The sequence below is a fragment of the Pseudomonas sp. MONT-RG-20F-20-E-7-02 genome, assembly GCF_022662395.1.
Lineage (GTDB): Bacteria > Pseudomonadota > Gammaproteobacteria > Pseudomonadales > Pseudomonadaceae > Aquipseudomonas.
The window spans coordinates 108,766-134,873 of the sequence record NZ_JAKNQN010000012.1; the positions used below are offsets into that span (position 1 = coordinate 108,766).

22 protein-coding genes and 1 pseudogene are annotated in these 26,108 nt (G+C 60.6%); 11 read left to right on the forward strand and 12 right to left on the reverse strand.

What is annotated here, in order from left to right; genetic code table 11:
• Positions 1–101: 101 nt before the first annotated feature.
• The 6 genes from L8I05_RS26850 to L8I05_RS26875 all read right to left on the reverse strand — a co-directional run bounded on the left by L8I05_RS26850 (position 102) and on the right by L8I05_RS26875 (position 7,265).
• Positions 102–3,728: a transporter substrate-binding domain-containing protein gene (locus L8I05_RS26850; protein ID WP_242174912.1), complete on the reverse strand. Its 3,627-nt coding sequence runs from the start codon at positions 3,726–3,728 to the stop codon at positions 102–104.
• Between the two features lie 6 nt (positions 3,729–3,734).
• Positions 3,735–4,361: a response regulator transcription factor gene (locus L8I05_RS26855; protein WP_242174913.1), complete on the reverse strand. Its 627-nt coding sequence runs from the start codon at positions 4,359–4,361 to the stop codon at positions 3,735–3,737.
• Between the two features lie 301 nt (positions 4,362–4,662).
• Complete coding sequence (locus tag L8I05_RS26860) at positions 4,663–5,379, reverse strand: MgtC/SapB family protein (protein ID WP_159955324.1); 717 nt, start codon at positions 5,377–5,379, stop codon at positions 4,663–4,665.
• Positions 5,380–5,833: 454 nt separating this feature from the next.
• Positions 5,834–6,436 (reverse strand): GNAT family N-acetyltransferase, encoded by a 603-nt coding sequence (locus L8I05_RS26865; protein ID WP_242174915.1) that lies wholly within the window; start codon positions 6,434–6,436, stop codon positions 5,834–5,836.
• A 22-nt stretch (positions 6,437–6,458) separates the two neighbouring features.
• Positions 6,459–6,896, reverse strand: coding sequence for a T6SS immunity protein Tdi1 domain-containing protein (locus L8I05_RS26870; protein ID WP_242174916.1), 438 nt, complete (start codon positions 6,894–6,896; stop codon positions 6,459–6,461).
• Positions 6,897–6,920: 24 nt separating this feature from the next.
• Entirely contained in the window at positions 6,921–7,265 is a 345-nt protein-coding gene (locus L8I05_RS26875) for an FKBP-type peptidyl-prolyl cis-trans isomerase (protein ID WP_159955321.1), read from the reverse strand.
• Between the two features lie 391 nt (positions 7,266–7,656).
• Between L8I05_RS26875 and L8I05_RS26880 the strand changes: the two genes are divergently transcribed.
• On the forward strand, positions 7,657–7,899 hold the full coding sequence (locus tag L8I05_RS26880) for a DUF3077 domain-containing protein (RefSeq protein ID WP_242174917.1): 243 nt from the start codon (positions 7,657–7,659) through the stop codon (positions 7,897–7,899).
• Positions 7,900–8,124: 225 nt separating this feature from the next.
• On the opposite strand, the gene L8I05_RS26885 is transcribed toward L8I05_RS26880, so the two are convergent.
• The 3 genes from L8I05_RS26885 to L8I05_RS26895 form a co-directional block, all read right to left on the reverse strand.
• Positions 8,125–8,745 carry a hypothetical protein gene (locus tag L8I05_RS26885; RefSeq protein ID WP_242174919.1) on the reverse strand — a complete coding sequence of 207 codons (621 nt, stop codon included), beginning with the start codon at positions 8,743–8,745 and terminating at the stop codon, positions 8,125–8,127.
• A gap of 193 nt (positions 8,746–8,938) precedes the next feature.
• On the reverse strand, positions 8,939–9,130 hold the full coding sequence (locus tag L8I05_RS26890) for a hypothetical protein (RefSeq protein WP_242174923.1): 192 nt from the start codon (positions 9,128–9,130) through the stop codon (positions 8,939–8,941).
• Positions 9,131–9,212: 82 nt separating this feature from the next.
• Positions 9,213–10,181, reverse strand: a complete 969-nt coding sequence (locus tag L8I05_RS26895; protein ID WP_242174924.1) for a hypothetical protein — start codon at positions 10,179–10,181, stop codon at positions 9,213–9,215.
• 173 nt (positions 10,182–10,354) lie between these two features.
• Here L8I05_RS26895 and L8I05_RS26900 point away from each other — a divergent pair, with 173 nt between their 5' ends.
• From L8I05_RS26900 to L8I05_RS26910, 3 genes are all read left to right on the forward strand, one after another.
• The gene (locus tag L8I05_RS26900) at positions 10,355–11,851 is read left to right on the forward strand and encodes a helix-turn-helix transcriptional regulator (protein WP_242174927.1); all 1,497 of its coding nucleotides are present in this window, start codon (positions 10,355–10,357) and stop codon (positions 11,849–11,851) included.
• A 131-nt stretch (positions 11,852–11,982) separates the two neighbouring features.
• Entirely contained in the window at positions 11,983–12,234 is a 252-nt protein-coding gene (locus L8I05_RS26905) for a CsbD family protein (protein WP_159955316.1), read from the forward strand.
• A gap of 14 nt (positions 12,235–12,248) precedes the next feature.
• Entirely contained in the window at positions 12,249–12,533 is a 285-nt protein-coding gene (locus L8I05_RS26910) for a DUF1652 domain-containing protein (RefSeq protein WP_242174928.1), read from the forward strand.
• On the opposite strand, the gene L8I05_RS26915 is transcribed toward L8I05_RS26910, so the two are convergent.
• Together L8I05_RS26915 and L8I05_RS26920 are read right to left on the reverse strand one after the other, a co-directional pair.
• The gene (locus L8I05_RS26915) at positions 12,496–13,689 is read right to left on the reverse strand and encodes an MFS transporter (protein WP_242174929.1); all 1,194 of its coding nucleotides are present in this window, start codon (positions 13,687–13,689) and stop codon (positions 12,496–12,498) included. The genes L8I05_RS26910 and L8I05_RS26915 overlap by 38 nt on opposite strands.
• A 76-nt stretch (positions 13,690–13,765) precedes the next feature.
• Complete coding sequence (locus L8I05_RS26920) at positions 13,766–14,074, reverse strand: RcnB family protein (protein WP_177017661.1); 309 nt, start codon at positions 14,072–14,074, stop codon at positions 13,766–13,768.
• 306 nt (positions 14,075–14,380) lie between these two features.
• On the opposite strand from L8I05_RS26920, the pseudogene L8I05_RS26925 reads away from it, so the two are divergent.
• The 4 genes and pseudogenes from L8I05_RS26925 to L8I05_RS26940 all read left to right on the forward strand — a co-directional run bounded on the left by L8I05_RS26925 (position 14,381) and on the right by L8I05_RS26940 (position 19,428).
• Positions 14,381–14,938: pseudogene (locus L8I05_RS26925) on the forward strand (XRE family transcriptional regulator).
• A gap of 11 nt (positions 14,939–14,949) precedes the next feature.
• A complete protein-coding gene (locus L8I05_RS26930) occupies positions 14,950–16,296 on the forward strand; it encodes a glutamine synthetase family protein (protein ID WP_242174930.1) in 1,347 nt (448 codons plus the stop codon).
• 15 nt (positions 16,297–16,311) lie between these two features.
• A complete protein-coding gene (locus L8I05_RS26935; protein ID WP_242174935.1) occupies positions 16,312–17,412 on the forward strand; it encodes a DNA alkylation repair protein in 1,101 nt (366 codons plus the stop codon).
• 156 nt (positions 17,413–17,568) lie between these two features.
• Complete coding sequence (locus L8I05_RS26940) at positions 17,569–19,428, forward strand: DUF3857 domain-containing transglutaminase family protein (RefSeq protein WP_242174955.1); 1,860 nt, start codon at positions 17,569–17,571, stop codon at positions 19,426–19,428.
• Between the two features lie 166 nt (positions 19,429–19,594).
• On the opposite strand, the gene L8I05_RS26945 is transcribed toward L8I05_RS26940, so the two are convergent.
• Positions 19,595–20,488 (reverse strand): LysR family transcriptional regulator, encoded by an 894-nt coding sequence (locus tag L8I05_RS26945; RefSeq protein ID WP_242174937.1) that lies wholly within the window; start codon positions 20,486–20,488, stop codon positions 19,595–19,597.
• A gap of 129 nt (positions 20,489–20,617) precedes the next feature.
• On the opposite strand from L8I05_RS26945, the gene L8I05_RS26950 reads away from it, so the two are divergent.
• The 3 genes from L8I05_RS26950 (at position 20,618) to L8I05_RS26960 (ending at position 26,051) form a co-directional block, all read left to right on the forward strand.
• On the forward strand, positions 20,618–22,264 hold the full coding sequence (locus L8I05_RS26950; RefSeq protein ID WP_242174941.1) for a GMC family oxidoreductase N-terminal domain-containing protein: 1,647 nt from the start codon (positions 20,618–20,620) through the stop codon (positions 22,262–22,264).
• A 65-nt stretch (positions 22,265–22,329) separates the two neighbouring features.
• Entirely contained in the window at positions 22,330–23,952 is a 1,623-nt protein-coding gene (locus L8I05_RS26955; RefSeq protein ID WP_242174942.1) for an MFS transporter, read from the forward strand.
• A 149-nt stretch (positions 23,953–24,101) separates the two neighbouring features.
• Positions 24,102–26,051: a DNA topoisomerase III gene (locus L8I05_RS26960; protein WP_242174958.1), complete on the forward strand. Its 1,950-nt coding sequence runs from the start codon at positions 24,102–24,104 to the stop codon at positions 26,049–26,051.
• Positions 26,052–26,108: the final 57 nt, after the last annotated feature.

Below are 26,108 nucleotides of genomic sequence, written 5' to 3' on the forward strand. Positions count from 1 at the left end.
AGCAGCGCCCATTGTCCAGACATATCCCGTAGACAAAATCAGGCTTGTTCCCCCTTCACGTAGGAGTTCTCCCAAAACCGCCCAATGGCGATCAACCGCAGTCACGGCCGATTGCAATAAGCATTCAGGCAGTCACGCAGATTGCCAATCGCCTCGCCCACCGCTTCCGCCGCCCCACCCAGTGCGGCGCGATCTTGCCGTTGGCAAACCCCCTCCAGCGTTTCACAACAAGCGATCAGCACCTGCGCCTTCACCATCCGCGCCCCGCCCTTGGCACGGTGGGCGAGATCATGCAGCGCGTGAAAATTGCACTGGCGTTGCAGCTTCGGTAAAAGCGCGCGGTCATCTTCCAGGCTGTCGACCAGCGGCACCAAGAGTTCCCTCAGCGCTGCATGATCATCGCCCGTCAGCGAAATCAACGTGCTCAAATCAAAGGCCATTTCAGCTTCAACTGCACCTGGGCTGGCCGTGAGCGAGGCCAGGGCCGAGCGCAAGTCATCAAGCCCGGCAGGTTTGAACAGGCAGTCGTCCATGCCCGCTTGACGACAACGCTCGGTCTCTTCCGGTTGCGCATTGGCGGTGAACCCCAGCAACAGGCACGGCGCCAGACCTTGCTCCCGCTCTTGCGCGCGGATATCACGCGCCAGGGTGTAGCCGTCCTTGAGGGGCATGTTGCAATCGGTGATCACCGCGTCAGGCCGCCTGTTCTTCCACAGCTCCAGGCCCTCGATACCGTCTTCGGCCGTAATGATGCGATGCCCCAGGTGGCTCAATTGCCGCGCCAGCAGCAAGCGGTTGGCCGGGTAGTCATCCACCACCAGAATGTCCAATGCGCGCGCCGGCTTTACGGCAGGGCCGGGTGTCGGAACCGCGACCGGCAACGCAGCCGTGCGGGTCACTATCAACATCACGTCTACCCGTGAGCCCTGGCCGAGCACGCTGCTCAACTGCAGATTACCGCCCATCATTTCACACAGGTTTCGGCTGATTACCAGCCCCAGCCCCGACCCGCTGCGCGCCGACTGCTCAGTGTTGCTCCCCTGAATAAACGGGTTGAACAGGCGTTGCTGGTCTTCTGCGCTGATACCAATACCGGTGTCTTCCACCCATAACCTGAGGCTCAGCTGGCCGCTGTCGGGGGCCGGCAGACTGCGCGCACCCAGGCGCACCTGACCCTGGGAGGTAAACTTGATGGCATTGCTCAGCAGGTTGGACACCACCTGTTTGAAGCGCAACGGGTCGGCCAGAACCTGGCAATCAATCAGCGGATCAAGTTCTACCTGAAAAACCAGGCCTTTGGCACGCGCCAGCCCCTCGAACACCCGCACCACCGACATCAGCAGTTCATGCAGGTTGGCCGACTCCAGCGCCAGGGACAAATGGCCGGACTCGATCCGGGCGATATCAAGAATATCGCCAATCAACTCCAGCATCCCGTGGGACGCAACCGAAGCCACCTCCAGAGCATCGCGGTCGGCGCGGCCCTGCTCGGCATTCGCAAGGGCCAGCTCGATCATGCCGATCACGGCATTCATGGGCGTGCGGATTTCATGACTCATGGTCGCCAGGAAGGTGGTCTTGGCGCGGTTGGCGGCGTCGGCGTCTTCCTTGGCTTCCTGCAGTTGGCCCAACAGGCGCTGGCGCTCACTCACGTCCACCCAACCGGCAATCATGCCCACCACGTTCTCGTCGCCGTCACGGTAGGGCAACATCCAATGGTAGATGGTCAGCACCTTGCCATTGGGCAACTTGAGTACCCGATCATGAATCTGCGGCTCGCCACGCTCCATCAGTTGCAGGTAGTCCTCATGGAAAGACCGGGCCTGTGGAGGGTTGCCGGAATCGGTTTGTATGACCGTCTTGCCGATCACTGCTTCGAGGGTAAAACCAAACACTTCCAGGTAAGCACTGTTGCAGGCCATCAACCTGCCCTGGCGGTCACGCACGTAAATCGGATGCGGCGTACCGTCTATCAGTACGCCCATGAAACGCATCTGGTCGCTCAAGGCGCGTTCGGCCTGGGCACGTTTGCGTATCAGGCTGCGCAGGTAAAAAGCCCAGCCCAGAGTGACCACCAGCAACAGCGCCGCCAGGCCGAACCCTTGAATGATCGCACTGCGATGGCGCAACCAATGGTCTTCGACGATCACGTCAGTGCGCCACTGGTTGACCAACTCGTCCATTTCCTGGGGTGGGATGCTCAGCAACGCCTTGTCCAGTATCGAGTACAACTCCAGCTGGCCACGGTTGACCCCAAATGTCATGCGTGCAGGTTCAGAGCCGACGGTGCTGGTCACGCGTAAGGTCTCACGGTATTGCAAGGCGATCAGGTAGCGCGCATTGATCAATGAATTGACGGCGGCCTCGGCGGCGCCGGAGGCCACCATCGCCATGGCTTGTGTAGGGTTTTTGGCGGTCACGAAGTTGATACCGGGATAGTCGCGATTGATCAACTCACGCAGCGCACTGCTGGCGGTTATCGCAAGGCGCTTGCCTGGCATGTCGTCCAGGGTCAACGTCGCGGGGTCGTCATAGCGCGTAACCAGCACCAGCGGATTGGTCAGGTAGGGCCGGGTAAAACGCACCTGGTCAGAGCCTTCGACGCTCGGCGTGATCACTGCCATCATGTCCGCCCTGCCGGTGCTGACCGCGTCAATCTGCTGGGGCATTGATCCGCCCGGGACAACGTCGAACTTCAACCCGGTGCGCAGGCTGATCCGCGATAAAACGTCAGCACTCAAGCCGTCTAATTGCCCTTGTGCGCTAAAGGACGCCAAAGGCAGCATCTGGTCGGATGCCACCACCCTGACGCGCGGGTGCTTGTCCAGCCAACGCTGCTCGTTGGTGCTCAAGTGCAGCCGTTCAGCACCGAGCAGGCCGAGATTGCCGCCGCTCCAACGACGCAATATTTCCATCTGCTCGTTAGCCGGGATCGCCCTCAGCGCTGTATTGATGATGCGCAGCAACCGGGTGTTGTCGCGCGCAACAGCAAAGGCGTAAGAGTTGGATTCCAACGTCGAAAAATCCGCCATCTGCACATTGTTCAGGTGGTTGCGGCTGATCTGGTAGTTGGTGCTGATGGCGTCGCCCAGGTAGACATCGGCGCGACCGAACGCCACGGCGCCGATGGCCTCGAAAACAGACGGGAACAATTCCAACCGCGCCTGGGGATAGAAGGCCTGTACGACATCGGGCGGCATGTAGTGATAGAGCATGGCCACGCGCTTACCGGCCAGATCGACCGTCAAGGCCTGGGTGTCTGCGGTAGGGGTTACCAGCACGGGCTGATCATTGGCGTAGGACCGAGACAGCACTAACTGCGGGTCACCCGCCTCAAAACCGTTGGCGGTCCCAAGGAAGTCAATGGCGCCCTGCTTGAGCGCCTCGATCACTTCGTCACGGGTGTCGTAGCGCCGTACTTCCACGGTAACGTTCAGCGCCTGGGAGAGCAACCGCGCGTAATCGGCGGTGATCCCCTCAAGTTCGTCATTATTATTTGTCAGTTCGAAAGGCGCATAGTCTGGCGCCGAAACCCCCATGAACAAGGTACGACGCTCGCGCAGCCAGTGCCAGTCCGCCTCGCTCAGCACCACGGACAAACCATTGCCATCCAGCGTGGCGTGCCCCAACAAGCGCAGCGGGTGAGGCTCATCCAGGGCCATCGCTGCCATCGGCAGCACGCCCATCAATAGGGCAATCATCAACTGTCGAATGCAGGCTGGGGTCATATCGAATCAGATCAGATGATTACGCTGGGCGAACTTGGCCATGTGCACCACCGACGACATGCACAACTTGTCTTTGAGCCGCGTCTTATAAGTACTGATGGTCTTGTGGCTCAGCAGCATTTGTTCGGCAATCTGGTTATTGCCCAGGCCCAGCGCCAACATACGTAACACCTCCACCTCGCGGTCCGACAGGCATTCCACCAACTGCTGCTCCGAGGCCTGCAAATCGTCACGACGCACCGAACTGGTCGGCAAGCTGGGGAAGCAGCTGTAGTTGGACATCACGGCCTTGATCGCCTTTTGCAGCTCGTCCAACTCCCCGGTCTTGGCGACAAACCCCATGGCCCCGGCGCGCATGCAGCGAGCGGAGAAAAACTCTGGCAGGGACGACGTCAGTACCAGCATCTTGCACGGCAGGCCCAGCGCCTTGACCCGGCTGATCACCTCCAGCCCGCCCAGTTTCGGGATGGCCAAGTCAAGAATAATCAGGTCCGGGCGCCCTTCTCTGGCCTTCTGCACAGCATCCGCACCGTTACCCGCCTCATCAATATCAGTAAACCCTTCTTGCTTGAGCAGGAACCGAACGGTTTGGCGAATAAACGAATGATCGTCGACTATCAATGCTTTGATCATAAAAATCCCATGGCAGGTAAGTAGCCTTACACATCAAGCGGGACACAGGTACCTGTGAGAAATGACAGTGCCGACCAACGGTACTGTCTTTACTCAGGCCAATAGCCAGGCTGCGCCTGGTCCCTTCGATTGAAAAAATGTTGAACACCTACAGCTAAACCAACACCGCCGGCTAGCTAGAAGTGCGCAACCTTAACAACGAAATGACGCTTCATCCGAAGGGATAATCCCAGCCAAATGTAGGATTTATCCGAGCAAGGCACCACCCATCCAACGCGTGGCGACGCTTTCGAGCAGCCGACTAATCCGTGGTACTCGGGCTCCAGAACGCCTGCACCACCAAGGTCGAGGTGGAAATACGCGCAACCAGCGCGTCCAGCTCGTCGCCGTCAACCGAGGTCGCGACCAGGGTGGCCTCGATCTCCACTTCTTCACTGCCAAATGGCCGAACATCGACATCGCTGGCCGGGTAGTTGCAGCGCGCCAATTCGGCTTCCAGCAAGACCATCACCGCCTGTTGCTGGCTGCGCCGCGCGATGACATAGAGGATGTTGGTGACCTCCGCCGACACCACGTCCAACGGCTGGCGGTTGATGTTGTTGACGATCGGGCGCAGCAAGGTGTTGGCCGCCAGCACAAAGAGCGTGCCCAGCAGCGCTTCCAGGATCAGGTCGGCCCCCGCACACGCACCGACTGCCGCCGATGCCCACAGCGTGGCGGCGGTGTTGAGCCCGCGCACGTTGCCTTCTTCGCGCATGATCACGCCAGCCCCCAGAAAACCGATGCCCGAGACCACATACGCGACCACGCGCACAGCGCCTTCAGCGCCGCCGAGGCGGTTGGCCATGTCGACAAAAATCGCCGCGCCCACTGCCACCAGCACATTAGTGCGCAAGCCCGCCGTCCGTTGACGGTACTGGCGCTCGAAACCGATCAAGCCGCCGAGGATAAACGCCGCAGTGAGGCTGACGACGGTATCGACCAAGGAATTGAGGTTGATGTTGTTGATTGCTTGCATAGGAAATCTCCCCGTATGCGCACGAACCCTGTGGGTGCGGGCAAGCCCGGCCCCCACATTTAATCGTGATGTCGATTAAAGCGGTGCTGGTCAGCGTCGATGAGAGGGATTCAGGCAGGTGCCAGGACAGGCGCTGCCGGGATGCCGCTGCTCGCTTTTTTCAGGCGAGATAACGGCATCGGAAAAATGCGCGTTACCTTGCCAAGTAGATGCCGATTACTGAAACCGGCCGACAACTGTCACTCGAACAAGTACCCACTGAGGGTCTCCGCTATTGATTAAAACGCGCGGAGTTTACGCCCCGATGTCAGGGGAGTAAACCGTAGGAAAACTTACCGATGGGGAACAAGCCGATGCTTCAGGATGAGTTCAGGAACCGAGTTCCAGGACTTGCCAACATTCAAATGTGGGAGCTGGCTTGCCAGCTCCCACAAGAGACGGTGAACATTCACGATTACGCAGCACCGGGCCGATCCCGCTCAACAGACGCCAGGTATTCATTCACCCGCCCACCCGCCAACGCCTTGACCTGAATCGACACCCTATTCACCTGCCGCCCCATCGTAATACCGTCCCGCGTGCGCACCTGCACATACCCAAGTTTGGGCCAGAAGCGCTCGGCCTTGGCATTGCCGACAACCACCGTCAATCGCAACCACTGGGCGCCTTTGCTCACGGCCCACGTCTCAAGCTCCGCATGCAGCCGCCGCGCCAGCCCAGTGCCATGCCAGCGCGTATGCACCAGTAACAGCCCGATGTGCCACACACCGGTGGCGAGCAGATCTGCGGCGATGTTCACCACGGCAACCAGCTGATCATCCGCATCGCGGTAACCCAGCCAATACATGCGGCTGCAGCTCCAGCCCGCAGGCAGATCGCCGCGCAACTCGTCACGCGCTTCGGTTGGCGTGGCGGGTTCGCCGTTGACCGCGATGAAGTAGTCAGGCGCTTGCTCGAAGTAGTACTGCAGTTCGGCTTCATCGGCCAGAGTAAGCGGCTTAACCCGTATACCCGGCGCGGTGCTCCGAGGCCATTGAGTGACACAAACCACGTCCATGAGGTGCTGTCCTTTCCAATAACTAGTCGACAATCCTGAGCTTCACTTGCGCGCCGTCAGGCAAATCCTTGATCTCAAGCGCCAGGTCACCACAGAACCGAACCTGCTCGATATGATCAAGTTGACGCACATTGTCGATGGCGTATTGGCCACCCAACACCGGCGAAATAACGAAATGGTAAACCTGCCCATGCGCCAACGGCCCCAGTGCCGCCTCGGCCTGCTCCACCATCGGTTGCAGATACCAGTCACGCAGAAAAGCCTGGTCACTGGAGATCTCATCCAAGGCCGCACGCGTTTGTGCAATCACCTCGCAATAAAGCCCTTCAGGGCACAGCCGCCAGTAGCGTGCCTGCGTATCCTTGATCATCAAGTTGCCAAAGACGGTGGTACCCACCACCTCGACGGGGTCGATACCCACCCAACTCCAGCTGTCGCGTATGGCTTGAATCATGTCCATGCAGCCTCCTTGCGTCGAAAAACGTCAATCATCCCGCGTCAGCACTTCCAGCAACTCAATCTCAAAGCGCAAGTTGCTGTTGGGCTTGATATGCGCGCCCATCGAGCGCTCGCCATAGGCCAGGTGCGCCGGTACGAACAGCGTGCGTACGCCGCCGACCTGCATGCCCATCAACCCCTGGTCCCAGCCCTTGATCACCCGCCCGGTGCCGATCACACACTGGAACGGCTTGCCGCGCTCCCAGGACGAATCGAACACCGTGCCGTCTTCCAGGGTGCCGGTGTATTGGGTGGTGATCAACGCGCCCTTGACCACGGCTTTGCCGGTGCCCGGACGAGTGTCGGTGATCTGCAGTTCGTCGTTGCTCATGTGGGTCTCGTTGAATGCGTAAAGGCTGGGGTTTTCCCAGAACTGGGGAGGTTTGGCAAGTGTAGGAACAGTCTGATCAGCGACATTTCCCTTTAACTTGCAGGACGTTTCCGAGAGAATCCCAACCGCTTGCGCCGCTCAATTCGCATGGCTAGTCTTCGCCGGTCACTGCCAATTCAGTGACCGGGTTTAGTAGCCCACCGATGTGATTAGGCGCAAGGCGCCCCCTTCTGCAAGGCGCTTTTTTTCGGCCCTGCGTTATGGTGGCCGTGCGTAGGGCACCTTCGGGTGCGCCGGTTTCCTAATCGCCGGTCTACTAACCTGCGTACGGTCGCCACCCCGTTTAGTAGCGAAGGTGTTGACTCTCTAACGCTTGATTAGGAGTTGAACCATGGACAAACTTGTCCCCGCACCACCCGCATCAGAACCGCCCTTCTTCACCACCACCCAAGAGCTCAGCTTCGAAGACGCCCTGGCCCACGCCAGCAGCGTGCTGCGTTGTGCCGCCGTTACGGCGCAGACGACGATTGATCAATTGGAAGGTGACTCACGCACATTGGTGATTTCGGTATTGCACCTTGTGGACATGGCCAGTGTGATGGTCGATCGGTCATTGGAGTGCATGCAAGCGTAAAACAACCCATTTGTGGCAAGCGGGCTTACTGTGGCGAGCGGGCTTGCCCCGCGTTGGGCTGCGCAGCGGCCCCAGTCAATGAAGAATGCGGTGTGTCAGGCGCAACTCATTGGTTGGTTTTGGGGCCGCTTCGCAGCCCAACGCGGGGCAAGCCCGCTCGCCACAACAGGCCCGTGCTCCAGAACTAGTGCATTTACCTCTGCAACCCCCATGGCAGCGTTGGCCCTATAGCCAATGCCAGAACCTGCTCCAGAACCCACGCCCCAAATCATCCTTGCACCCTGCATATTGCGCCGCGTACATCTGCGAACGTGCCTGTACCTTGCTCGCCACCGGCGGCAGCCAGGCTTTGGCGGCGTAGGTGCGCTGGCGGTAGCCGCCCCAGCCTTCGTGGTAGTTCAGGTACTGGCCGTAGGCGTCGTACTTGTACACGCCGTTGATGGTGTAGGTCTTGTCCATGTACCAGCCGACGAAGTCGATGGCGTCGTCAAAATCCTTACGGTTGGCGCCGCTGCGGCCGGTGCTTTTGCGGTAGTCGTTCCACACTTCATCCTTGGCCTGGGCGTAACCGGCAGCCGTGGAGACCCGGCCCCAGGGGATGATCCACAACAGGTACTTGCGCGGGGCCAGGGCGTCCTGATGGAAACCGGATTCCTGGTACATGATGGCGAACGGCACTTGGATCGGCACGCCCCAGCGCTTTTGCGTGACTTTGGCAGAGTCGTACCAATCATCTTTTTCGCGAAAAATGCCGCACAGGTCGTTGGGCGTGCGTGGCGGTGAGGTGCCGCACGCCGCCAGCAGTGAAGTGAGTAATAACAGTCCGACGGCTTTGCCTGCGCTCAAAGGGCACCTGTGCGTGATATGCGTAAAAGGCGGGTATTTTACGCATTCATTCAGGCGGATAGGTTATTGAGTTCACTACATAACCCTGTGGGAGCGGGCTTGCCCGCGAAGGCGGTCTGTCAGAGACACAGATGCTGACTGATCTACCGTATTCGCGGGCAAGCCCGCTCCCACATTGGAGCGAGGGTGTTGGTTAAATCGCATTCGGCGTGATGACTGCTGTTACTTCCAGCTCCAGCATCCCGCCGCTGGGCAATCCGGCCACGTCCACGGCCCAGCGTGCATGGCGGCCGTGCTCGGGCACCATCAACATGAACTCGTCATGGGCGTGGGCCCCGGTCTCGTAGGCACCGTTGGAATTGAAGACGCTGTAGATATCACGCATCGCCAAACACTGCAGGGGAATGGAATGCTGACACCAGCATGTTGGGTGCCAGTGAAAAGCGGCGTCCCTGCCGCACAAACGGTTAAGCCAAAGGCACGCGGCGCGTGGTCAGCGCTGTGCGACCGACGAAGAAGCTCAAGGCGGCGCCCAACAACAGCATGGCCAAGGTGCTCCATGCCGCGCGGGAGAGCTGTTTGGCTGCGACTTCACCGGCTTCACGGGCTTTCTGCTCGGCCTGCTGTTTCAGCTCATCGACCTTTTGCATGGCTTGCTGATAAGCCTGGGCATAGTTGTCGACGATCTGCGTGGCTTCTGCCTTGCTCTTGCCGGTACGGGCCGCAACGATGTTGACCAGTGCGTCTTTATCCGCCGCATTCAACGCAGGCTCACCCGAGGCTTTTACGCGCTCAAACCACTGCTTGAGTTGGTCGCCCGCCTGGGCTGGGTTGGTCGCGGCATCTGTCGCCGTTTGCTTGCCATCGGCAGCGGCCTGGTCGGTTTTCTGCTCCACGTTGGCCGGGTCCAGCTCAGGCTTGCCGCTTTGCTTGAGCAAGGTGTCGAGCTGGCCTTGCAGGCTGTTCCAATCCAGGTGAATGCCCTGCTCGTTTAACTGCTGTTTGACGCTGTCGCTGATGCCCGGTGCTGCGGCGGCGATGCCGCTACCGGCAGCAGACAGGCCTTTGCCGACGACATTGCCCGCCGTGCCCACTACGCTCGATGCCAGTGCCGCCAGCAACCAAGTGGTGAACAGCGTGGTCAGCGTCCAGGTCAGCACGCCGTGCAGGCCGCCGCGATCCGGCGCGGTACGCCCGGCCACAAAAGCACCGACGCCAATCGCCACCAGCGTCGACACAAACAGCCAGATGCCGGCACCCGTGCCGAAACCGCGCAACGGGTTACCGGCTTCCATCGGGTTGACGGCACTCGCGCCGATGGCCGTGCCCAACACACTCAGCACCAGGTAGGTCACCAGGGCAATTGCACTACCCGCCAGCACAGAGCTCCAAGACACGCGAAACGGTGAACGGTTGGTTTCATAGACAGTGGTCATGATTAATCCTTTGAGTGATTTGACCGTCTCAGTCTGGCGAGCGTCGTGGCGGTCGTCCTCATTCAAATGCACCAGTCCATCTGGTGCATTCGCACCCCGCACCGGGCAACTTCTCTGCACTATCCTGAAGCCCGAGTGTCGTACTTCCCATGCGCCCATCCCCCGGAGAGACCATGACCCAGGACGTTCTTGCCAAAGAAACCAACCGCCGCCAATTGCAGCAGATCATTTCCGGATTGTCTGACGGTGTGATCCTGGCCGAGGTCGACCAGACCATTCTCTGGGCCAACGAAGCCGCGCTGACCATGCACGGGGTCAGCGCGGTCGAGGAACTCGGCGCGAATACCGAGGAATACGCCCAGCGCTTCGCCCTGCGCTACCGCAATAATCACCCTTTAGTGCTCGACAACTACCCGCTCAGCCGGGTGGCGGCCGGTGAAGAGTTCAGCGACGTGATAGTGGAAGTCACCCCCGCCGCCGATGAACAGCGCAGTTGGGTCCACCGCTTGCGCAGCCTGGTGTTGACCGACGCGCACGGTGAGCCGGAGCTGCTGGTGCTGATCCTCAGCGATGCCACCGAGTGGGCCAGCGCCGAGCAGCGCTTCGAAAAAACCTTCAACGCCAACCCGGCACCGGCGGTGATTTGCCGCCTGAGCGACCTGCGCTACATCAAGGTCAATCAGGGTTTCCTGGAGATGACCGGCTACAACCGCGACCAGGTCATCGGCCGCTCGGTGTATGAATTGGACGTGTTGGAACAGGCCGAGCGCAAAGACTTGGCCATCCAGCGCCTGGGCGAAGGCGCGACCATCCCGCAGATGCAGGCCGAGCTGCGCCTGCCCGAAGGCGGCAGCAAACTGGTGATCGTCGCCGGCCAGCCGTTGGACATGAACGAAGAAGACTGCATGCTGTTTTCCTTCACCGACCTGGAGCCACGCCGCAAGGCGGAAACTGCCTTGCGCCAGAGTGAGGAGCGCTTTGCCAAGTCCTTCCGCCTGACACCGGTGCCGACCTTGATGTGCAGCGCTGCCAACCGCCAGGTGGTGGATGTCAACGAAGCGTTCATGAACATCACCGGCTATACCAGCGAAGAGCTGATCGGCAAGGCCATCGAAGATATTCATTTTATCGACAGCCCCCAGGCCGGTGCGCAGTTGTTCGCCACCCTGGAAAAAGTCGGCAACCTCGACGGCCAGGACCTCAAGCTGCGCAAAAAAGGCAACGAGGTGATCGACTGCGTGGTGTCTGCCGACACCGTGATCATCGAGGACGTGCCCTGCTACTTGCTGGTGATGATGAACATCACCGAGCGCAAACGCTCGGAACTGGAACTGGTGGCGGCCATTGAGGAAGTCATGCAGGACGCCTCCTGGTTCAGTCAGACCCTGATTGAAAAACTCGCCAACGCCAAGAGCGTCAACAGCCCCAACCTGCCCAACGTGGCCTTTACCGATCTCACGGCCCGTGAGCGCGATGTGCTGGGCTTGATCTGCGAAGGCCTGGCCGACAAAGAAATCGCCTCGCGCCTGAAACTCGCGCCCAATACCGTGCGTAACCATGTGGCCACGGTGTACTCCAAGCTGGGGGTGCACAGCCGTAGTGCAGCCATCGTTTGGGCCCGTGAACGCGGGCTGTTTGCCGGTGAATTGCGCGTCAAAAGCAAGAAATAGAGTGCAAATGCACTAGTGGGACCAGTGCAAATTCGCCTTATTAACGAGAGGTGCGGTGCTTAACCTTGAAGAGTGGGCACAGGGCCTTTGGCCCCGTGCCGTAATGAGTTGATCTCTTGAAGGAATGCACGATGAAAAGCGAACAAGTCAAAGGCGCCGTCGAGAAGGTGGCTGGCAAGGCTCAGGGTTTTCTCGGCGACTTGACCGGTGATGAGCAATTGCAAGCCGAAGGCGTTGCCCGCCAGGCCGCCGGCCAACTGCAGCAAACCTATGGCGACGCGCTGGATACCGTCAGTGATTTTGCTCGCAACAAGCCGCTGGCGACCGTGGCTGTCGTCGCTGGCGTCGGCCTGTTGGTGGGCCTGTTGCTGCGCCGTCGTTGAGGGGGCTAAGTCGCATGTTTACCCTCTCCCAACTGCGTAATTGCATCGAAGAAGGCCTGTCGCCGCTGACCTGCGAGTTCACCCTGTGCCGGGATGCGTCCTTGACCCTCAAGGTCTTCGACGCCGAAACCGGCCGGGTCGACCTGGTGGTCACCGGGATCAGCACCAATCGGCTGCAGACCCCGCAGGAAGTGGAAAAAATGGTCGAAGAATTGCGCTACGAACTGCAAAGCAACACTGTCGGCAAGAATGTCGCCAAGCTCACGCTGGATGATTTGCCTTCAGCTTCGAACCAATGAAATAGAACACCCCACCTCCAACGACAAACGCCCCAAGCATGTAAAACATGAAGGGGGCCGGCAGGCTGGCCAACACCAGCCCACACAACACCGGCCCCAGCGCAGCCCCCAGGTTGGACAGGTTCTGCGCCCCGTAATACATGCCGCGCAGGTGGTCCGGGGCAATCCGGTCGATAAACATATACTCGGCCGGAAACACGATAATCTCCCCCACGGTAAACACCGCCATCGCCAGCACCCACCACAACACGCTGGTGGCCAGTGCAAAGCCCATCACCCCGAGCATGAACATGCCCAGGCCAGCGATCAGCCACTGGCTCAGATAGCGGTGCGAGATGCGCCGCCCAATCACGTACTGCAAAGCAATCACCAGCACCGCATTGGTGGTGAGTACGGCGCTGATTACCGTGTAGGTATATTCCGCGGTGGTGGTCGTCACCAGGTACTGCGACAGGTAGGCAGTGAACTGCCCGAAAACCACGGCACTGAGCAGGCCGCCAAAGGTGAAGCACACCAGACGCCGGTCCCGCAGCAGTACGCGGCCGACGGCGAAAAACGACACCGGTTTCTGCGTGGCATCAGCGGTGGCCAGCGTGCGGTCGCCCCAGCGCCAATACAGCAGGAAAAACCCCACGCCCAGCAGCGCCGAAAGGATGAACGGCAGGCTGATGTCGAGCTTGGCCACCATCGCGCCAAAAAACGGGCCGACGGCATAGCCGATATTGGTCAGGGTGTACTTGATCGAAAACACCTCACTGCGCGCGTCTTCCGGCAGCAAGCTGGCGAAACCGGCTTTGACGGCAATGTCGATCACGGCGTATGCCAGGTTGATCAGGATCAGGCAGCCATAAAACAGCCAGATACCGTGAGCCACCACCGTGCCGATAAACCCCATTACAAACAGTGCGCTCAAGCCGAGCAGCAGCCGATAACTGTTGACGCGATCGACCAGAAAACCGCCGTACACACTCAGCAGTGAGCCGACAATCAACGAACTGCCGATCACCAGGCCCACCTGGGTAATGTCGAGGCCGAAGTGATGAGTGAGGTAAATGACCAGGTACGGAAAGGTGATCGCCTTGGCCAGCGTCAACAGCAACGTGGCCAATAGCAACAGGTTAACGCTGCGCGGGTAGTGTCTTATTGTGGCAAGCATCCTGCTCTCATTCTTTGAAGGTAACGCGACCTGTGTGGCCGGTTACCTTACCGCAAGAGCCAGGAAAAAAGACCGGTCATTTCTTGACGGGGGTGATCTCGAGGATGGTGCCGTTGGTGGTTTTGAGCAGCACAAACTTGTCCCCCACACGGGCCCATTGGCTGTCGGCTTCAGGCTGCTTCAAACCGCGTTTTTTCCAGTCGCTCACGGCGGATTCCTTGCGCATCAGCATATCCGGGGCGCGGTCGCCTTCTTTCAGGTCACGGGCGTTAATGCTGGAAGGCTTCACGGTTTCTTGCGGGGTATCACCGGCCTGCACGACAAAGCTGGCGGTGGACAGGCCGGCGGTGAGCAGCAGGCAGGCGGCGAGGGTTTTGGATTTCATGGGTGCTCCTTCAATGATTGGCGCGTACCCAGGTTCCGACCGCAGGCGTGTAGAATCATTCAGCCCGCTTTCAATCCTTGCTCCCGCCGGACTGCGCAGCAGCCCCAAAAGCCTCACCGCACACACCCTGAATGAATGCGGTGGATGAATTGGGGCAGCTTCGCTGCCCAGCGGGAGCAAGCTCCCTCGCCACGAGGGCTCTGCAGCGCCTGCTCTAACAAAAACAGATGCGCTTCAAGATCCATCAGCCTTGCCCCCATGAAATTAATCCTGTAATTTTTCATGAAATTTCTCGACATAAATTTCATGAACCAACAACAAGAACTCGACGCCCTCGCCGTCCTGATCCACGACCTGTGAAAACACAAGAAACTCACCCTCGCCCAACTCGCGCAAAAAATCGAGCGTTCGGTGGGTTTCCTGTCACAGGTCGAGCGCGGCCTGTCGCGCCCCACCGTGGCCGACTTGACCGCCATCAGCCATGCCCTCGATGTGCCCACCACCTACTTCTACAGCCTGCCCAAACCCAAAGCGGTGGGTTGGGTCACCCGCCCCAACGAGCGGCGCACGGTGTATTACGCCAATGGCATCACCGACATTCTGGTCTCGCCGAGCATGAACGGCGCCTTTTCGATGCTCGACAGCCTGCTCGCGCCCGGCGCCAACAGCGGCGAGCAAACCATGAGCGACCGCGCCGAACAGGCCGGTTTTGTGCTGGAGGGCGAGTTGACGCTGTGGGTCGAAGGTGAGGCCGACGCGGTCACCCTCGGCCCTGGCGACAGCTTCCACCTGGCCAGTTTTGCCCATTGCCGCTACGCCAACCTGACTGATCTGCCCGCCCGCGTGCTGTGGGTTTACAACTAGGAGCAACACCCGTGAAAAACCAGTCTTCCACGTTGCTGGCCGAAGTACGGACCTTTCGCCAGAACCACCCCGACGTGCGTTACGTCGACCTGATCGCCCTGGACATTCCGGGGCACTTCTACGGCAAGCGCTACCCGGTGGACATGCTGGAAAAGGTCGCCGCCGGCAGCCCGTTGAAACTGCCGCAGAACGCCGTATTGCTGGGCGCACAGGGCGGGCTGTTCAAGATTGGCGATTATTGCTTCCACGACGGCGACCCGGACGCCAACCGCCGCCTGGTGCCGGGCACGCTCAAGCCGGTGAGCTGGGAGTCGCAGCCGCTGGGGCAGATGCTGATTACCTCGGACGGCACCGAAGCCCCCATCGAGTTCGAACCCCGCGAAGTGCTGGCCAAGGTGCTGGAGCGCCTACACAGCAAGGGTATTCACCCGGTGGTGGCGTTCGAATTGGAGTTCTACCTGTTCGACAAGAAGCTCGACAACGGCTTGCCGCAATTCGCCCGCGACCCGCTCAGCGACGACACCGATGACCAGCCCACCCTGCATATCGAACGGCTGTCGCGCTTCAGCGAGGTGCTCGACGACATGGCGCAAACCGCCAAGGACCAGGGCATCGACATCACGGTGATTACCGCCGAGCTCGGCCCCGGCCAGTTCGAAATCAATTTCGGCCACCTGGAAGACGGCCTGCGTGCCGCCGACTGGGCCGCGCTGTTCTGCCGCAGCACGCGAGGTGTGGCGCTCAAGCACGGTTACCGCGCCAGCTTCATGGCCAAGCCGTACCTGCAATTCCCCGGCAGCGGCATGCACGTGCATGTCAGCCTCTACGACGTGGCGGGCAATAATTTGCTGGCGGCGCACCAGCAGCAACCCTTGCGCCATGCCGTGGCCGGTTGCCTGGAGCTGCTGCCGCACTGCATGCCAATCTTCTCGCCCAACCACAACGCCTTCCGCCGGCTGGGTGGCACGGTCAACGCGGCAACCCGCGCCAGCTGGGGTTTTGAGGACCGCGACGCGTGCGTGCGCATCCCCGAGTCCGACCCGCGCAACCTGCGCATCGAACACCGCCTGGCCAGCGCTGACGCCAACCCGTACCTGGTGCTGGCGGCGATCCTGGCTGGACTTGAACATGGCCTTGAAGCCAGGCAAGAACCCATCGCGCCCTTGAACGAAGACCGCCTCAGCGGCACTGACTTCCCCGTGGAAATGCTCGATGCGGTACGCGCCATGCAACATCAACCGGTAGTGCGCGATAAGCTCGGCGCAGAATTTGTCGACGTGTATTGCGAAAACAAACGCCAGGACCACTTGGCCTTTCAACAAGAGATCAACGCGCGGGAATACCGCTGGTTTCTCTAACCCCTGGAACCACCGATGACCGAGCAAAGCGCACCCGCCCTCAAGGAAATCTTCAACGTCGAACGCCTGCAACACATCGCCATGCAGATGTCGGCGGTGTACCCGGCGTTCGACGCCAAGGGGTTTCTCAAGCACGCCAAGGCCGGGCTGGCCGAGTTGTCGGTGATGCAGCGCATGGCGCGGGTCAGCGAAAGCCTGCACGCGGTGATCGCGCTGGATTACGCGCAAACCCTCAAGCTGCTCTACGCCCTGGCACCGCGCCTGAACAGCGCGTTTGTCAGCCTGTTCCTGCCGCACTATGTGGCGAGTTACGGCCAGGGTGATTTCAAGCGTTCAATGGCCGCGCTCAAATACTTCACCACCTTTGGATCGGCCGAGTTCGCGATCCGCCACTTTCTGTTGCACGACTTCCAACGCACCTTGGCCGTGATGCAGGAATGGTCACTGGATGCCAACGAACACGTGCGCCGCTTGGCCAGTGAAGGCTCGCGCCCTCGCCTGCCGTGGTCGTTTCGCCTGGCCGAGGTGCAGGCCAACCCCGAGCTGTGCGCCTCGATCCTCGACAACCTCAAGGCTGACAGCAGCCTGTACGTGCGCAAGTCGGTGGCCAACCACCTCAACGACATCACCAAGGACGACCCGGACTGGGTGCTCAGCCTGATCGAAGGCTGGAACCTGGAGAACCCGCACACCGCGTGGATCGCCCGCCACGCGCTGCGCAGCCTGATCAAACAAGGCAATACTCGCGCGCTGACGCTCATGGGCGCCGGGGCCAAGGCCGAGGTGATGATTGGTGAGTTGAACGTTACACCCGCGGTGATCAACCTCGGTGAGCGCATCACCCTGTCGTTTACGCTGCAATCCACCGCCGCCACCGCGCAAAAGCTGGTGGTGGACTACGCCATCGACTACGTAAAAAGCGCCGGCCACAGCGCGGCCAAGGTGTTCAAACTCAAGACATTCACCTTGGGCGCAGGCGAGCACCACAGCATTCGCCGCGAACAACACATCCGTGAACTGACTACCCGCAAGCACTACCCTGGCAGGCATTCGGTGCACGTGCTGGTCAACGGCGAGCGGCTCGCCAGCGCCGAGTTCGACCTGCTGAATCCCTGACCTGAATCAAAGAAAAGGCTCTAGCACGGGCCTTTCAGCCCTAAAAATTGTCGAACAATCCTGGATTTTGTTGTTGCGATCCATTATCATCCGGCGCCTTCTCACTGCCCGTTGGGTAGTTGTTTCAATGTGTCACCCGAGGCGCCAATGTACTGTTTGCAGCGTTTTTCGTTTCACCGCTCTTTGATTGTCATCAGCCTGGGGCTGGTTACCCATTCTGTTAACGCCGCCCTGCAACCCATGGCCGAAGCCCCCCTGGCCAGCGACACCGAGCTGCATTGCCACTTCAACCGCGACGCCAGCACTGACTGCACCACCACCCAGCACTACACGATCCTCAAACCCAACGGCCGCGAAATGCTCTCGCGCATCGACTTCGACTATTCCGAAGGCGATACCTTTGAAGTGATCAGCGCGCAATCCACCCAGCCTGGCGCCAAGCCGATCGCACTGGACGCGGCGCAAATCGACACGCGCACCGCACCCAACCCGGACCAGGGTTTCAGCCGCAACAAGCAGACTTCCCTGGCGTTTCCAAACCTGCGCGTGGGCACACACATTCGTTTCACCGTGCGCGAACATCGCGCGGCCAAACCGCTGGTGACGCAGTTTCACTACGCCCTGATGTTCGGCCCCAGCGCGTTCCGTCGCGACCACGTCAAGGCGCGCTTTACCGCCGAGCGGCCGATCCAGTGGCGCAGCGAGCTGTTCGACGGGTTTACGGTGACGCCATCGGCCAATGGCAAGACCTTGGACGTGGTGCAAAAGAAACCGACTTACCTCAATTACATCAATGAATCTTCCAGTGCCACGCTGTTGCGTATCCCGCGCCTGGAAGTCGGCAGCGCCGTGGATCGCCAGGCGTATTTCGGCGATTTCGCCCAGCGTTACAACCAGATTCTCGGCGCCAAACTGCCTGCGCAAGCCGCCGCCGCTGTAGTCGCCGCGCGCAGCTTGCCACCGGCCGAACAGGTCGCCGCGCTGATGCAGCACATCAACGACCACTACCGCTACCTCGGCGACTGGCGCGCTACGGAGCGCGGCTATGTGCCGTTCAACCTGGAGGAAATCGAGCAGCATGGTTATGGCGACTGCAAAGACCTGGCGATCCTGCTGACCGCCATGCTCAAGGCCAGCGGCATCAAGGCCGAGACCGCCTGGGTCAGCCGTGGCGATGTGGCGTATGCGTTGCTGATCCCCGGCACCAACGCGCCGAACCATGCGATTGTGCGCGCCGAAATCGACGGCCAGGTCTGGTGGCTCGACCCGACCAACCCGGTCTTCGCCCCCGGCCAAACCCTGCCCGACATCCAGGACCGCTGGGTGCTGGTCAACAATGCCGAGGGCCAAGTGCGCGAAGAACAGATCCCGCTGGAACGCCCCGAAACCACCCTGCGCCTCGACAAACAGGTGCATTTCGACAAGCAGGGCAATGGCGCCACCCAGGCCACCATCACCTTCAGCCGCCTGCCGCTGATGCAAATGAGCGTGGCCGACCGCCAACAAGGCAGCACCGCCACCGACCAGAACATTTGCGCCAACTTCGGCAACGAAATCAGCGACTGCCAGATCACCCGCCAACCCACGGCCTTTGTGGTGCACGACGGCTACACCGTCAGCGCGACCATGAACGACCAACGTGCGCTGGAAAAACTGGCGAGTGACTATGTCTACACCGATGAATCGCTCAAAGGGCGTTGGGACGGCTTCATCAACTACCGTCGCCACCACCAACAGGCCGACCTTGACCTGGGTAACCCGCAGACCCACGATTACAGCTTCACACTGACAGGTGGGCAGATGGAAAAAGCCATCCCCGGCTGCCAGGTGCGCTCGCCGTGGTATGACCTGGATCTGGAAGGGAAACGCACCGATGACGGGCTGCGCTATCACTATCGCCTGAGTCAGAAGACACGCTGGCTGACCCATGCTGAAGTCGCCAGTGATGCGTTTGGCAAGATGATTGACGAGGCGCGGGCGTGTGCGGAGCAGGTGCATCAGGTGGTGAAGCTCTAAATCCCATGTGGGAGCTGGCTTGCCTGCGATGGCATCGACTGGTTCTGCCTGATACACCAAGGTGTCTGCATCGCAGGCAAGCCAGCTCCCACATTTGTATCTCATTGCATCAGAGGGATACTGTGTTGCAGGCAAGCCAGGCCCCCACATTTCTGATCCGGTCTGCTCACTGGGATTCGCCTAGCAACAACCCCTGCTCCCGAGCACACAACTCCACCACATAATCCCACAACACCCGCAGCCGCACCGACTTGTGCAGCTCCCGCCGCGAGCTGATCCAGTAGCTGCGTTGAATCCCCTCCGTCGGCAGCAGCGCCACCAAATCCGGGTCACCCGCCGCCATAAAGCACGGCAACACGGCAATCCCCAACCCCGAGCGCGCCGCCTGGTGCTGGGCGATCACGCTGGTGCTGTGGAACACCACCTTGGGGTTGCGGCAGAAACTGCTGAGGAACTTCAGTTCCTGGCTGAACAGCAGGTCATCGACATAATCGATCCAGGCATGCACGGCGAGGTCTTCGCGTTTTTCGATCGGCGGATTGCGTTCCAGATAGGCGCGGCTGGCGTAGAGCGCCAGGCGGTAATCGGTGAGTTTGCGCGTGACGAGTTGATCGACGCTGGGGCGTTCGAGGTGGATGCTGATTTCCGCTTCGCGGTTGAGAATGCTGACGAAACGCGGCACGGCCACCAGTTCCACTTCCAGCCCCGGGTAACGGTCGAACAGCCCGCCCATGCGGCTGGCAAGAAACATCACGCCCAACCCTTCGGCCACACCGAGGCGAATCTTGCCCAGGGGCGCGGCGCAATGGGTGAGTTCGTCCTCGGCCAGCAGCGCGACGTTTTCCATGGCTTCGGCGTGTTTGAGCAGGGCTTCGCCGGAGGGCGTCAATTCGTAACCCTGGGCGTGCTGCACAAACAGTGCGGTGCCGAGGCTTTTCTCAATGGCCTCGATGTGCCGGGCCACGGTGGCGTGGGTGGTTTTCAGGCGCTGCGCGGCGGTCAGCAGGCGACCGCTGCGTTGCAACTCGAGAAAAAACCGCAGGTCATTCCAGTCGAACATGTCGCCTCCAATGCGAGAGCCGGTGCCGCGCTGTTTAAAAACGCACAGCAGCTGGGTAAAAACTAACATTTTTAAGACGAAAACTAACAACTAGGATGGAGCCAATAAGAAAAACAAGCGAGACCTCAGATGCCCATTGCAGCTGCTGAATACGATTACGTGGTAGTAGGCGCCGGCCCCGCAGGCTGCCTGCTGGCCAATCGACTGTCCGCCAGCCCCGCCCACCGCGTACTGCTGCTCGAAGCCGGTGGTCGCGACAACTACCCCTGGATCCACATCCCCGTCGGCTACCTGTTCTGCATCGGTAACCCACGCACCGACTGGTGCTTCAAGACCGAAGCCCAGGAAGGCCTGCAAGGCCGTGCGCTGAGTTACCCGCGTGGCAAGGTGCTGGGCGGCTGCTCGTCGATCAACGGCATGATCTACATGCGTGGCCAGGCCCAGGATTACGACGGCTGGGCCGCCGAAGGCAACCCGGGCTGGGCCTGGAAAGACGTGCTGCCACTGTTCAAACAGAGCGAAAACCACTTCGCCGGCGGCTCGGAATTTCACAGCGACGGCGGCGAGTGGCGCGTGGAGCAACAGCGCCTGCACTGGCCGATCCTGGATGCCTTCCGTGATGCGGCGGCGCAAAGTGGTATCGCAACGATCAACGACTTCAACACCGGCGACAACGAAGGCTGCGGCTACTTCCAGGTCAACCAGAAGGCCGGGGTTCGCTGGAATGCGGCCAAGGCCTTTCTCAAGCCGATTCGCCAGCGACCCAATCTGACCGTGCTGACTGAAGTCGAAGTGGACCGCGTGGTACTGGAAAACGGCCGCGCCTCGGCAGTGGTCGGGCGCCAGCATGGCCAACAGGTGAGCTGGAAGGCACGCAAGGAGATCGTCCTGTGCGCCGGCTCCGTGGGCTCGCCAGGTATCCTGCAACGCTCAGGGATAGGCCCTGCCAACGTGCTCAAACCGTTGGGAATCGATGTGCTGCATGAGCTGCCTGGCGTGGGCGGCAACCTGCAGGATCACCTGCAACTGCGACTGATCTACAAACTGGAAAACGCACGCACCTTGAACCAGATCGCCGGCACCCTGTGGGGCAAGATGGGCATGGGCCTGCGCTACCTGTATGACCGCAGCGGCCCGCTGTCGATGGCGCCCAGCCAGCTCGGCGCGTTTGCCCGCTCCGGCCCGGAACAGACCTCGGCCAACCTTGAATACCATGTGCAGCCGCTGTCACTGGAGCGTTTTGGCGAGCCGTTGCACGCGTTCCCGGCGTTTACTGCGTCGGTGTGCGACCTGCGTCCGCAAAGCCGTGGCCGTATCGATATTCGCTCGGCCAACCCGGCCGATGCACCGTTGATTCGGCCCAACTACCTCAGCCATCCAGAAGACCTGCGCGTAGCGGCCGACGCCATCCGCCTGACGCGCCGTATCGTTGCGGCGCCAGCCTTGAGCCAATTCAAACCGGTGGAATACCTGCCGGGCGATTCGCTGCAAACCGAAGAACAGTTGCATGAAGCCGCTGCGCGCATTGGCACGACCATCTTCCATCCGGTGGGCACTTGCCGCATGGGTGATGACACGCATGCCGTGGTCGACGCCCAACTGCGTGTGCATGGCGTGCCCGGCCTGCGCATCGCCGATGCTTCGGTGATGCCACGCATCACGTCCGGCAACACATGCTCGCCTACACTGATGATTGCGGAGAAAGCTGCGCAGTTGATCCTTTCGCCAAACACAAGGAGCCTCGCCCCGCAGAGAGAAACGGTTCATGCAATCTGAATAGCGGCGCCGCACCCGGCGCCGACAGTGGAACAACAATAAATAATCACTGTGAGGGTTACCCGATGTCAGAACATGCTCAACCCCTGGGCTCGGCCGTCCGCGCGAGCACCGGCAGCGAATCAAGAAAAGTCATCTTCGCCTCGTCCCTGGGGACGGTGTTCGAGTGGTATGACTTTTTCCTCTACGGCGCCCTGGCAGCGGTGATCAGTAAACAATTCTTTGCCGGGGTCAACGACACCACGGCGTTCATCTTTGCCTTGATGGCCTTTGCGGCCGGCTTTGTCGTACGCCCATTCGGCGCGCTGGTATTTGGCCGCCTGGGCGACATGATCGGGCGCAAATACACCTTTCTCGTCACCATCATCCTGATGGGCGTGGCAACCTTCTGTGTCGGGCTATTGCCGACCTACGCCAGCATCGGCATTGCCGCGCCGGTCATCCTGATCGTGCTGCGCATGCTGCAAGGCCTGGCGTTGGGCGGCGAGTACGGCGGCGCAGCCACCTACGTGGCCGAGCACGCGCTGGCCGGCAAACGCGGCTTGCACACCAGCTGGATTCAATCCACCGCCACCCTCGGCCTGCTGCTGTCATTGCTGGTAGTGCTGGCCTGCCGTTACTTCACCGGCGACCAGTTCGAAGTGTGGGGCTGGCGCATTCCGTTCCTGTTTTCCATCGTGCTGCTGGGTATTTCGACCTGGATTCGCATGAGCCTGCATGAGTCGCCCGCGTTCCTGAAAATGAAAGAGGAAGGCAAGGCCAGCAAGTCGCCGATCCGTGAGTCTTTCGGCAAGTGGGAAAACCTCAAGGTGGTGCTGATTGCGCTGTTCAGCATTAACGGTGGGCAAGCGGTAACCTTCTACGCGGCGCAGTTTTATGTGCTGTTCTTCCTCACGCAATTCCTGAAAATGGACCCGGCCCTGGCTAACATGCTGCTGATTATCAGCGTGGTCATCGGCGCACCGTTCTTCATTCTGTTTGGCTGGCTGTCGGACAAAGTGGGCCGCAAACCGGTGCTGATGCTCGGCTTGCTGCTCGCCACGGCGCTGTACTTCCCGATCTTCAAGGGCCTGGCGCACTACACCAACCCGGCGATGGACCAGGCCAGTCACCAGGCGCCGATCACGGTGTTGGCGGACCCGGCCACCTGCACCTTCCAGTTCGACCCGGTGGGCAAGGCAAAATTTGACAGCCCGTGCGACAAGGTCAAGACCTTCCTGGTCAAGCAAGGCCTGCCCTACAGCAGCAGCGCCGCACCAGCAGGCAGCCCGGTGCAAGTGAGCGTGGGCGATGTGCGTATCGACGGTTTCGACGAAGCGGCCCTGCGCGGCGCGGTGACATTGGCCGGCTACCCGACTTCGGCGGACGTGGCGCAGGTGAACAAGGTCATGGTGGTGGTGCTGATTGTGGTGCTGATCCTGATCGCCGCCATGTGCTACGGCCCGCTGGCGGCGTTGATGGTGGAACTGTTCCCGACGCGAATCCGCTACACCTCGATGTCGCTGCCCTACCACATCGGTAACGGCTGGTTTGGCGGGTTCCTGCCGACGGTGTCGTTTGCCTTGGTGGTGTACACCGGCGATATCTTCTATGGCCTGTGGTATCCGGTGGTGGTGACAGGGGTGAGCCTGATTGTCGGGTTGTTCTGCCTCAAAGAAACGCGGAATGTGGATATCAATAACAACTGATCTTCTGCTGGGAGGGGGTTGCTTGCCTCCTCCCACAGTTGGTTTTGTTTCAGTCACACAAATTGCTGTACATCCATACAGATAATGGTTGCTCAAATCCTCCTGACTAAGCATCCTGCAAGGCATCAACCCGATCTGATGTGATGACCATGCGGCTGTACCTGTGTGAAAAACCCTCCCAGGCCAAAGATATCGCGGCTGTGCTCGGCGCCAGCCGGCGCGGTGACGGTTGCTGGGTGGGCAATGGGGTCACAGTCACCTGGTGCATCGGCCACCTGCTGGAAACCGCCCCGCCCGATGCCTACGACGCCAAGTACAAGCGCTGGGTGCTGGCTGACCTGCCGATCGTTCCGGAAAAATGGAAGATGCTGGTCAAGCCCAAGACCGCCAGCCAGTACAAAGCCGTAAAGCGTTTGCTGGGAGAAGCCCAGGATCTGGTGATCGCCACCGACGCCGACCGTGAAGGCGAGATGATTGCCCGTGAACTGGTGGAGCATTGCCGCTATCGCGGGCCGATCCAGCGCTTGTGGCTGTCGGCGCTGGATGACGCCTCGATTCGCAAGGCACTGGCGGCGCTCAAACCGGGCACCGAAACCTTCAGCCTGTATCACTCGGCCCTGGGTCGCTCGCGCGCCGACTGGCTGATCGGCATGAACATGAGCCGCTTGTTTACCTTGCTCGGGCGCCAATCCGGCTATCAAGGCGTGTTGCCGGTGGGCCGGGTGCAAACGCCCACCCTGCGCCTGGTGGTGGACCGCGACCGCAGCATCGCCGATTTTGTGCCGGTGGCTTACTGGGCCATTGACGTGGACCTGCGCCACGAACACATGACCTTCACCGCTCAATGGCGCGCCATGGAGGATGCGTGTGACGACCAGGGGCGCTGCCTTAACCCGCAGCTGGCTCGCGACGCTGCCGATGCGATGCGCAATGCCGCCACCGCGCGGCTGGTGAAGCTGCGCACCGAACGCATGCGCGAGGTGGCCCCCCTGCCCTTCGACCTCGGCACCCTGCAGGAAATCTGCTCCAAGAAGCTCGGCCTCGGCGCCCAGGAAACCCTGGATATCGCCCAATCTCTCTACGAAACTCACAAGGTCATCACCTACCCGCGCAGCGATTGCGGCTATTTGCCGTTAAGCCAGCACGGTGATGCGCCGAAAATCCTCGCCGCGCTGGGCCGCGCGGATCCGGCAGTCAATGAGTTGATGCCGCATATCGACCCCCAACGACGCTCGCGGGCGTGGAACGATGCCAAGGTCAGCGCGCACCACGGCATCATCCCCACTGGCGCGGGCAAGGATGTGGGGCAACTCATCGGCAAACATCGCGCGGTCTACACACTGATTCGCGCGCGTTACCTGGCGCAGTTCCTGCCCAACCATGAATACGATCGCACCCAGGCGGATTTCGACTGTGCCGGCCAAGCCTTGCGCGCCGTGGGAAAGGTTGTGATCGAGCCCGGCTGGAAACGCGCCTTGCCCGAAGCGCTGGCCCCTGCCAAAGGCCGGGAGACACCTGCGCCGCAAGCCTTGCCGACGCTGGTGCAGGACCAGGATTACGCGGTGGCCAAGGTCAACCTCAAGGACCTGTGGACCCAACCGCCCAAGCCATTCACCGAAGGCGACCTGATCAAGGCGATGAAAAACGTCGCCAAACTGGTGGAAGACCCGCTGCTCAAGCAAAAGCTCAAGGACACCACCGGCATCGGCACCGAAGCCACCCGCGCCGGGATTATCCAGGGGCTGCTGGACCGTGGTTACCTGGTCAAGAACGGCAAGGCCCTCTCGGCCACTCCCGCCGCGTTCAGCCTGATCGACGCAGTGCCGCGAGCGATTGCCGACCCGGGCACCACGGCGATCTGGGAGCAGGCGCTGGACATGGTGCAAAGCGGTGAAATGAGCCTTGAGGAATTCGTCGCCAAGCAGGCGGCGTGGATGAGCAAGCAAGTGGCACGCTGCAATGGCATGCGCATGACCATCACCGGTCCGGCCAGCCCGGCAGGCCGAGGTGCCACACCGTGGAAAAAGAAGCGCAAGACGGCGCCACGCAAGACAACCGCCAGCACCAAGCGGGTTAAAAAACCGACAAACGCTGGGTAAACGTCGAAAAAATCCGGCAAATGACGTTTTTCGACGGGTTTAACGCCGCTTTGGACC

Coding starts and splice junctions, on each gene's coding strand:
- L8I05_RS26875 (WP_159955321.1), bottom strand. CDS start 7,265: ATGAGCAACGACGAACTGCAGATCACCGACACTCGTCCGGGCACCGGC.
- L8I05_RS26905 (WP_159955316.1), top strand. CDS start 11,983: ATGAAAAGCGAACAAGTCAAAGGCGCCGTCGAGAAGGTGGCTGGCAAG.
- L8I05_RS26880 (WP_242174917.1), top strand. CDS start 7,657: ATGGACAAACTTGTCCCCGCACCACCCGCATCAGAACCGCCCTTCTTC.
- L8I05_RS26850 (WP_242174912.1), bottom strand. CDS start 3,728: ATGACCCCAGCCTGCATTCGACAGTTGATGATTGCCCTATTGATGGGC.
- L8I05_RS26860 (WP_159955324.1), bottom strand. CDS start 5,379: ATGCAAGCAATCAACAACATCAACCTCAATTCCTTGGTCGATACCGTC.
- L8I05_RS26855 (WP_242174913.1), bottom strand. CDS start 4,361: ATGATCAAAGCATTGATAGTCGACGATCATTCGTTTATTCGCCAAACC.
- L8I05_RS26890 (WP_242174923.1), bottom strand. CDS start 9,130: ATGCGTGATATCTACAGCGTCTTCAATTCCAACGGTGCCTACGAGACC.
- L8I05_RS26945 (WP_242174937.1), bottom strand. CDS start 20,488: ATGTTCGACTGGAATGACCTGCGGTTTTTTCTCGAGTTGCAACGCAGC.
- L8I05_RS26960 (WP_242174958.1), top strand. CDS start 24,102: ATGCGGCTGTACCTGTGTGAAAAACCCTCCCAGGCCAAAGATATCGCG.
- L8I05_RS26895 (WP_242174924.1), bottom strand. CDS start 10,181: ATGACCACTGTCTATGAAACCAACCGTTCACCGTTTCGCGTGTCTTGG.
- L8I05_RS26935 (WP_242174935.1), top strand. CDS start 16,312: ATGACCGAGCAAAGCGCACCCGCCCTCAAGGAAATCTTCAACGTCGAA.
- L8I05_RS26870 (WP_242174916.1), bottom strand. CDS start 6,896: ATGGACATGATTCAAGCCATACGCGACAGCTGGAGTTGGGTGGGTATC.
- L8I05_RS26915 (WP_242174929.1), bottom strand. CDS start 13,689: ATGCTTGCCACAATAAGACACTACCCGCGCAGCGTTAACCTGTTGCTA.
- L8I05_RS26910 (WP_242174928.1), top strand. CDS start 12,249: ATGTTTACCCTCTCCCAACTGCGTAATTGCATCGAAGAAGGCCTGTCG.
- L8I05_RS26920 (WP_177017661.1), bottom strand. CDS start 14,074: ATGAAATCCAAAACCCTCGCCGCCTGCCTGCTGCTCACCGCCGGCCTG.
- L8I05_RS26865 (WP_242174915.1), bottom strand. CDS start 6,436: ATGGACGTGGTTTGTGTCACTCAATGGCCTCGGAGCACCGCGCCGGGT.
- L8I05_RS26955 (WP_242174942.1), top strand. CDS start 22,330: ATGTCAGAACATGCTCAACCCCTGGGCTCGGCCGTCCGCGCGAGCACC.
- L8I05_RS26950 (WP_242174941.1), top strand. CDS start 20,618: ATGCCCATTGCAGCTGCTGAATACGATTACGTGGTAGTAGGCGCCGGC.
- L8I05_RS26900 (WP_242174927.1), top strand. CDS start 10,355: ATGACCCAGGACGTTCTTGCCAAAGAAACCAACCGCCGCCAATTGCAG.